Origin of the sequence: Streptomyces sp. MK37H (assembly GCF_018035285.1) — a bacterium.
Taxonomy (GTDB): Bacteria; Actinomycetota; Actinomycetes; order Streptomycetales; family Streptomycetaceae; genus Streptomyces; species Streptomyces endocoffeicus.
The window spans coordinates 1-9,132 of the sequence record NZ_JAAAYH010000366.1 but is presented as its reverse complement, the minus strand read 5'-3'; the positions used below and the strand labels follow the sequence as shown (position 1 = coordinate 9,132).

1 protein-coding gene is annotated in these 9,132 nt (G+C 72.9%); it reads right to left on the bottom strand.

The features are described 5' to 3' along the window. A partial coding sequence (locus GWI24_RS34500) for a type I polyketide synthase (RefSeq protein ID WP_210949986.1) occupies positions 1 to 9,132 on the bottom strand: 9,132 nt, incomplete at both ends.

Sequence of the window (9,132 nt, the reverse complement as noted above, 5' to 3'; positions counted from 1 at the left end):
TTGGCGGCGGCGTAGTTGCCCTGACCCGCATTGCCGAACACACCGGCGGCCGAGGAGAAGAGAACGAACGCCGACAGATCCAGCTCGCGGGTCAGCTCATGCAGATTCCACGCCGCGTCCACCTTCGGACGCAGCACCCCGGCCATACGCTCCGGCGTCAGCGAACCGATCACACCGTCATCCAGCACACCGGCCGTGTGCACCACGCCCGTCAGCGGATGCTCGGCCGGAATCCCCGCCAGCACCTCAGCCAGCGCGTCACGGTCCGCCACATCACACGCCGCCCAGCCCACCCTCGCGCCCAACTCGGCCAGCTCAGCCGTGAGTTCGGCCGCGCCCGGCGCCTCGGCACCACGACGGCTCACCAGCAGCAGCTGGCGTACGCCGCGCTCCGCCGCCAGGTGGCGGGCGAACAGGGCGCCCAGCGTGCCACTCGCGCCCGTGACTAGCACCGTGCCCTCGGCTGCGAACTCCGGCGCGTCGTCCCCGGAGTCCGTGGCGGTGGCCCGCGCCAGACGCGGTGACCGCAGCACCCCATCCCGTACGGCCACCTGCGGTTCGCCCGACGCCAGCGCGTCCGGCACCGCCGCCAGCGACTCAGCCGCGCCATCGACGTCGACCAGGACGAACCGGCCGGGATTCTCCGACTCGGCCGAGCGCACCAAGCCCCAGACAGCGGCATGGGTCAGATCCGCCACCGGCTCAGCCGGACCGGCGGCCACGGCACCAGAGGTCAGGACGACCAGGCGCGAGTTGGCGAAACGATCGTCAGCCAGCCACTGCTGGAGCAGGCTCAGCGCCTGGGCGGTGGCGCGGTGCACCGTGTCGGCGGGTGAGGTGCTTTCCCCAATCCCGCCCCTTCCCGAAACTCGAGGCTCCGCCCCAAGGCCCCGGTCCTCAAACGCCGGACCGGCTTGAATTGCCCCACCCGAGCCTTCGGATGCCGCGCCGTCTGCGTGCGGGTGCGTACGCCCTTCGGGCGTGTCCTCAATCGCCGGACGGGCTTGAATTGCCGCATCCCCCGGACCTTGAGAAGCCGCAGCAGCGTGCGGCGCCGCAAGGTTCCCGGGCAAGGCGACCACCACATCATCCGGCAACGCCGTGGCGCCGGACTCCACCGCCGTGGCCAGCGCGTCCAAGTCGGCATAGGTGTCGAATCCCTGCCCGGCCGACCTCAGACCGAGGCCGTCGGACCCCAGCAACGCCCAGCGACCTGCCCCGCCCTGGGCGGAGACCTCGGCCCAGTCGAGCCGGTACAGCGACTCCTGACGGCCACCCCGCGCGCCCTGGATCTGCTCGGCCGACACCGGCCGCAGCACCAGCGAGTCCACCGACAGCACCGCACGCCCGGCACCGTCGGCCACCGCCAGCGCCACCGCATCGGAACCCGCCGCCGACAACCGCACCCGCAGCACCGAAGCACCCACCGCATGCAACGACACACCAGCCCACGAGAACGGCAGCCGGGCGCCCTCACCCTCGATCAGACCGCCCAGCCCCACCGCGTGCAGCGCGGAATCCAGCAGCGCCGGATGCAGACCAAACGCACCCGCCTCGGCCCGCGCGTCCTCCGGCAGCTCCAGCTCCGCGTAGACCTCATCGCCCAGCCTCCAGGCGGACGTCAGCCCCTGGAACACCGGGCCATAGGCCAGCCCCAGGCCCGCCATGCCCTCGTAGAGACCATCGAGCGCGACCGGCGTCGCACCCGCCGGGGGCCATACGCCCAGGTCGAACGGTGCCTCCGACGCGCCCTCCACGAGCGCGCCCGAGGCGTGGCGCAGCCACGGCTCATCGGCGGCCGAGTCCTCGAGCCGCGAGTACACCTCGAACGCACGCCGACCGGCCCCGTCCGGCGCACCCACCGACAGCTGAAGCTGGACACCGCCCGCCTCCGGAAGCACCAGCGGCGCCTCCAGCGTCAACTCCTCCAGCAGATCACAACCAACCTGGTCACCGGCGCGAACCGCCAGTTCCACAAAGGCCGTACCCGGCAGCAGCACCGAGCCCATCACGGCGTGATCCGCCAGCCACGGATGCGTGTCGAGTCCCAGGCGGCCCGTGAGCAGCAGCCCCTCGCCACCGGCCAGCGGCACGGCGGCCCCGACCAGCGGATGGTCGACGGCTGCCAGCCCCAGCCCTGCCGTACCGCCCACGACGGCCGGAAGCTCGGGCCAGTAGCGCGCGTACTGGAAGGCGTACGTCGGCAACTCCACCCGAGCCGCGCCCGTACCGGCGAAGACGGCCGCCCAGTCCACCGCCACACCGCGCACATGGGCGCGCGCGAGGGCCTTCGTCAGCGTCTCGGCCTCGGCCCTGCCCTTGCGCAGGGCCGAGACGAACGCGGCGTCCTCACCGGTGACACACTGCTGCGCCATCGCGGTGAGCACACCGTCCGGGCCCAGCTCGACAAACGTGGCGACACCCTGGGCTTCCAGGGCCCGCACGCCGTCAAGGAAGCGGACGGCCTCGCGGACGTGGCGCACCCAGAAGTCGGCGGTCGTGATCTCCTCGGCGGAGACCAGCTCGCCCGTCAGGTTGGACACGATCGGGATGCGCGGGGCCTCGTAGGTCAGCCCCTCCGCGACCTCGCGGAACGCCTCCAGCATCCCGTCCATGCGCGGCGAGTGGAAGGCGTGGCTGACCGTGAGCCGCTTGGTCTTACGGCCCTGCGCCTCGAACGACGCGGCAATCTCCAGAGCGGCGTCCTCATCACCCGCGATGACCACAGACGTGGGACCGTTGAGCGCGGCAATCGACACGCGCTCGGTCAGCAGCGGCGTGACCTCGTCCTCGGACGCCTGCACCGCGATCATCGCGCCACCGGCCGGAAGCGCCTGCATCAGACGGCCACGCGCCGCGACCAACCGGCACGCGTCCGCCAGCGACAGCACACCCGCCACATGCGCGGCCGCCAGCTCACCGATCGAGTGACCCGACAGGAAGTCCGCACGCAGACCCCACGCCTCGACCAGCCGATACAGCGCGACCTCGATCGCGAAGAGCGCGGGCTGGGTGAACCCGGTCCGGTCCAGCTCCTCCGCGTCCTCCCCGAACAGCACGTCCCGCAGCGGCCGTTCCAGATGCGCGTCCAGCTCCGCACACACCGCGTCCAGCGCCTCGGCGAACACCGGGAACGCGTCGTACAGCTCACGCCCCATCCCCAGCCGCTGGCTCCCCTGCCCCGTGAACAGGAACGCCACCTTGCCACCGGCCACCGAACCCTGAACGAGCGCCGTGGCGCGACGCCCCTCGGCCAGCGCCCCCAGAGCCGTCAGCAGCCCATCCCGGTCCTCGGCCACCACCACCGCACGGTGGTCGAACGCCGATCGGCCGGTCGCCAGCGAGTAGCCCAGGTCGACCGCGCCCAGCTCGGGCCGGTCCGCCGCATGGGCGACCAGCCGCTCGGCCTGGGCCCGCAGGGCGGCCGCGCTGCGGCCGGACAGCACCCACGGCACCACGACGGGTGTGACAGCGGGAGCCGCCGGAGCCGCCGCCGCCTCCACCACCGGCGCCTGCTCGATGATCGTGTGCACATTCGTGCCGCTGATGCCGAACGACGACACACCCGCGCGGCGCGGACGGCCGGTCTCCGGCCATTCCGCCTGCTCGGTGAGGAGCGAGACGGCCCCCGCCGACCAGTCCACATGCGGCGACGGCTCGTCCGCGTGCAGGGTCCTCGGCAGCACCCCGTGCCGCATGGCGAGGACCATCTTCATGATGCCCGCGACACCGGCGGCGGCCTGGGTGTGGCCCATGTTCGACTTGATGGAGCCGAGCAGCAACGGCCGCTCGGCGTCCCGCTCCTGGCCGTACGTGGCCAGCAGCGCCTGCGCCTCGATCGGGTCGCCCAGGGTCGTGCCCGTACCGTGCGCCTCGACCGCGTCCACATCGCCGACCGACAGACCCGCGGCGGCCAGTGCCTGCCGGATGACGCGCTGCTGGGACGGGCCGTTCGGCGCCGTCAGGCCATTGGACGCACCGTCCTGGTTCACGGCGCTGCCACGCACCACCGCAAGCACCGGGTGGCCATTCCTGCGCGCGTCCGACAGCCGCTCCACGAGCAGCATGCCCGCGCCCTCGGCCCAGCCCGTGCCGTCCGCGTCCGCCGAGAACGCCTTGCAGCGGCCGTCGGCGGACAGACCGCCCTGGCGGCTGAAACCGACGAACGTACCGGGGGTCGCCATCACCGTGACACCACCGGCCAGCGCCATCGTGCACTCGCCCGAGCGCAGCGCCTGCATCGCCCAGTGCAGCGCCACCAGCGACGACGAGCACGCCGTGTCGACGGTGACGGCCGGGCCCTCCAGGCCGAGGGCGTAGGCGACGCGGCCGGAGGCGATGGAGCCCGTGCTGCCGGAGCCGATCGCGCCCTCGCCGCCACCGTCCGGGGCCTGCTCCACGAGCGTGGCGTAGTCGTGGTACATCACGCCCGCGAACACACCGGTACGGCTGCCGCGCAGCGTGGCCGGGTCGATACCCGCGCGCTCGAACGCCTCCCACGACGTCTCCAGCAGCAGCCGCTGCTGCGGATCGGTGGCGAGGGCCTCGCGCGGCGAGATCCCGAAGAAGGTGGGGTCGAAGTCGGCGGCGTCGTGGAGGAAACCGCCCTCGCGGGTGTACGAGGTGCCGGGGTGCTCCGGGTCCGGGTGGTAGAGCGCGTCCAGGTCCCAGCCACGGTCCACGGGGAAGCCGGAGATCGCGTCCTGGCCGGAGGACAGCAGCCGCCACAGGTCCTCGGGGGTGCGCACCCCGCCCGGGAAGCGGCAGCTCATGCCCACGATGGCGATCGGCTCGTCATCAAGCGCGCCCACGGTCGACACCGGCAGGCCCGACTGGGCGCGGGTGCCGGCCAGTTCGTCCCGGAGGTGTTCGGCCAGGACGAGGGAGGTCGGGTAGTCGAAGACCAGGGTGGCGGGGAGCCGCATCCCGGTCACCGCGTTCATGCGGTTGCGCAGTTCGACGGCGGTCAGCGAGTCGAAGCCCAGGTCGCGGAAGGCGCGGTCGGGGTCCACGGAGTCGGCGGTGGCATAGCCCAGGACGGCCGCCACCTGGGTACGGACCAGCTCAAGCAGCGTCTCCAGCTGCTCGGCCGCGTTCAGGCGGGCCAGCCGCTGCGCCAGTGCGCCCGTTCCGGCGGAGCCCTCCGCCGTACGCCGCGCCGGGACCCGCACCAGCCCGGACATCAGCGGCGCCACCACACCGGTGGACGCCGCCTCGGCGCGTGCCGCCGCCAGGTCGAGACGCACCGGGACGAGCAGCGCCTCGCCCGCCCGTCCGGCCGCGTCGAACAGCTCCTTGCCCTCGTCGGTGGCGAGCGCGGCGACACCGCCCCGGCTCATCCGGGATACATCGGCCTGGTCCAGCTCACCGGCCATACCACCGGATTCGGCGGCCCACAGGCCCCAGGCCAGCGAGGTGCCGGGCAGGCCGAGCGCCGTACGGTGCTGGGCCAGCGCGTCCAGGTAGGCATTCGCGGCGGCGTAGTTGCCCTGACCGGCGGCGCCGAAGACACCGGCGGCGGAGGAGAAGAGCACGAACGCCGAGAGGTCCAGCTCGCGGGTCAGCTCATGCAGGTTCCAGGCCGCGTCCACCTTCGGACGCAGCACCCGCTCAAGCCGCTCCGGCGTCAGCGAACCGATCACACCGTCATCCAGCACACCGGCCGTGTGCACCACGCCCGTCAGCGGGTGCTCCACCGGAATCCCCGCCAGCACCTCGGCCAGCGCGTCACGATCGGCGACATCACACGCCGCCCAGCGCGCCTCGGCGCCCAACTCGGCCAGTTCGGCGGTGAGTTCGACCGCACCCGGTGCCTGGTCGCCACGACGGCTCACCAGCAGCAGATGCCGTACGCCACGCTCCGCCACCAGGTGGCGGGCGAACAGAGCGCCCAGCGTGCCACTCGCGCCGGTGACCAGCACCGTGCCGTCGGCGCCGAACTCCGGCGCGTCGTCCCCGGAGCCCGTAGCGGCGGCCCGCGCCAGGCGCGGCGCCCGCAGCACCCCGTCCCGTACGGCCACCTGGGGTTCGCCCGACGCCAGCGCGTCCGGCACCGCCGTCAACGAATCGGCCGCGCCGTCGACGTCGACCAGGACGAACCGGCCGGGGTTCTCCGACTCGGCCGAGCGCACCAGGCCCCAGACGGCGGCATGGGCCAGATCCGCCACCGGCTCATCCGTCCCGGCGGCCACGGCACCCGAGGTCAGCACGACCAGCCGCGAGTTGGTGAAGCGGTCGTCAGCCAGCCACCGCTGCAGCAGGCTCAGCGCCTGGGCGGTGGCGCGGTGCGCCGCATCGGCGGGTGAGGAGCATTCCCCAGTCCCGCCCCTCCCCGCAACCTGGGGCAAGCCCCAGGACCCCGGACGCCCTTCGGGCGTGTCCTCAAACGCCGGACGGGCTTGATTTGCCGCACCCGAGGCAACATGCGCAGCCGCGCCAGCGGCAGGCTCCGCCCCAGCACCCAGGTCCTCAAACGCCGGACCGGCTTGAGAAGCCCCAACAACGTGCGCCGCCGGAAGGTCGGAGGGCAGGACGACCACCACATCATCCGGCAGCACGGCGCCGGACTCGACCGCCACAGCCAACGCGTCCAAATCGGCATAGGCGTCGAACCGCTGCCCCGCCGACGCCAGGCCCAGCGCATCGGACCCCAGCAACGCCCAGCGCCCAGCCGCACCCTGCGCGGACACCTCAGCCCAGTCGAGCCGGTACAACGACTCCTGACGGCCACCCCGCGCACCCTGGATCTGCTCGGCCGACACCGGCCGCAACACCAGCGAGTCCACCGACAGCACCGCACGCCCGGCGCCATCCGCCACCGCCAGCGACACCGCATCGGAACCCGCCGCCGACAACCGCACCCGCAGCACCGAGGCACCCACCGCATGCAGCGACACACCGGACCACGAGAACGGCAGCCGGGCACCCTCACCCTCGATCAGACCACCGAGCCCGACCGCGTGCAGCGCCGAGTCCAGCAACGCCGGATGCAGACCGAACAGCCCCGCCTCGGAGCGGGCACCCTCGGGCAGCTCCAGCTCCGCGTAGACCTCATCGCCCAGCCTCCAGGCGGACGTCAGCCCCTGGAACACCGGGCCGTAGGCGAGCCCAAGGCCCGCCATGCCCTCGTAGAGACCGTCCAGCTCGACCGGTGTCGCACCGACCGGCGGCCAGGCGCTCAGGTCGAACGACGCCGCCGGCGCGCCCTCCACGAGCGCGCCCGATGCGTGGCGCAGCCACGGCTCATCGGCGGCCGAGTCCTCGAGCCGCGAGTACACCTCGAACGCACGGCGGCCGGAGCCGTCCGGCGCGCCCACCGACAGCTGAAGCTGGACACCGCCCGCCTCCGGAAGCACCAGCGGCGCCTCCAGCGTCAGCTCCTCGACCTGGTCACAGCCGACCTGGTCACCGGCGCGAACCGCCAGCTCGACAAAGGCCGTACCCGGCAGCAGCACCGAGCCCATCACGGCGTGATCCAGCAGCCACGGATGCGTCTGCGCCGAGATCCGCCCGGTCAGCAGCACACCGTCGCCGCCCGCGAGCGGTACGGCGGCCCCCACGAGCGGATGGTCCACGGCGGCCAGCCCGAGCCCCGCCGTACCACCGATGCCGTAGGCCGACGCCTGCGGCCAGTACCGGCGGCGCTGGAAGGCGTACGTCGGCAGATCGGTCAGCTCGACCCGAGCCGCACCCGTACCGGCGAAGACGGCCGCCCAGTCCACGGCCACGCCATGGACGTACGCCCGCGCCACGGCTGCGTGGACCGCCCGCGCCTCGGGTCGACCGGCCCGCAACGCGGCGGCGAATCCTGCCGCGTCGGCGTCGGTGACGCACTCCTGGGCCATGGCGGTGAGGACACCGTCGGGGCCGAGTTCGAGGTAGGTGGTGACGCCCTGGGCTTCCAACGTCCGGACACCGTCGAGGAAGCGGACGGCTTCGCGGACGTGGCGCACCCAGAAGTCGGGGGTCGTGATCTCCTCGGCGGAGACCAGCTCGCCCGTCAGGTTGGACACGATCGGAATGCGCGGGGCCTCGTAGGTCAGCCCCTCCGCGACCTCGCGGAACGCCGCCAGCATTCCGTCCATGCGCGGGGAGTGGAACGCGTGGCTGACGGTGAGCCGCTTGGTCTTGCGGCCCTGCGCCTCGAAGCCCGCCGCGATCGCGGCAGCGGCGTCCTCGTCACCGGCGATGACGACGGAGGTCGGACCGTTGAGAGCGGCGATCGAAACGCCGTCGGTGAGCAGCGGCGTCACCTCGTCCTCGGACGCCTGGACCGCGATCATCGCGCCACCGGCAGGCAGCTCCTGCATCAACCGGCCACGCGCCGCCACCAGCTTCGCGGCGTCCGCGAGCGACAGCACACCCGCCACATGCGCGGCGGCCAACTCACCGATCGAATGCCCGGAAAGGAAGTCGGGCCGCAGCCCCCACGCCTGCACCAACCGGAACAGCGCCACCTCGACCGCGAACAGCGCGGGCTGGGTGACCCCGGTCTGGTCCAGCGCCTCGGCATCCTCCCCGAACAGCACCGTCTTCAATGGCCGTTCAAGGTGCTGGTCCAGCTCATCGCACACCTCGTCCAGCGCCTCCGCGAACACCGGGAACGCGTCGTACAGCTCACGCCCCATCCCCAGCCGCTGGCTGCCCTGCCCCGTGAACAGGAACGCCACCTTGCCGCCGGCAGCCGACCCCTGGATCACCTCCGCACCGGACTCGCCGCGTGCCAGCGCGTCCAGACCGCGCAGGAAGCCCTCGCGGTCGTCGGCCACCAGTACCGCGCGGTGGTCCAGCGCGGCGCGCGTGGTCGCGAGCGAGTAGCCGAGGTCGGCCGGTGCGAGCTCCGGCCGCTCGTCCAGGTAGGAACGGAGCCGCCCGGCCTGCGCACGCAGCGCGTCGGCGGTCTTCGCCGACAGCGGCCACGATGTCACACCAGGCGCCGCCGCCACCTCACGCGGGGCCTCGTCCTCGCTGACCGGGGCTTGTTCGATGATCGTGTGCGCGTTGGTGCCGCTGAAGCCGAACGACGAGACCGCGGCCCGCCGGGGACGACCCGACTCCGGCCACTCCACCGACTCCTGCAACAGCGACACCGCACCCGCAGACCAGTCAATATGCGGCGACGGCTCCTGCACA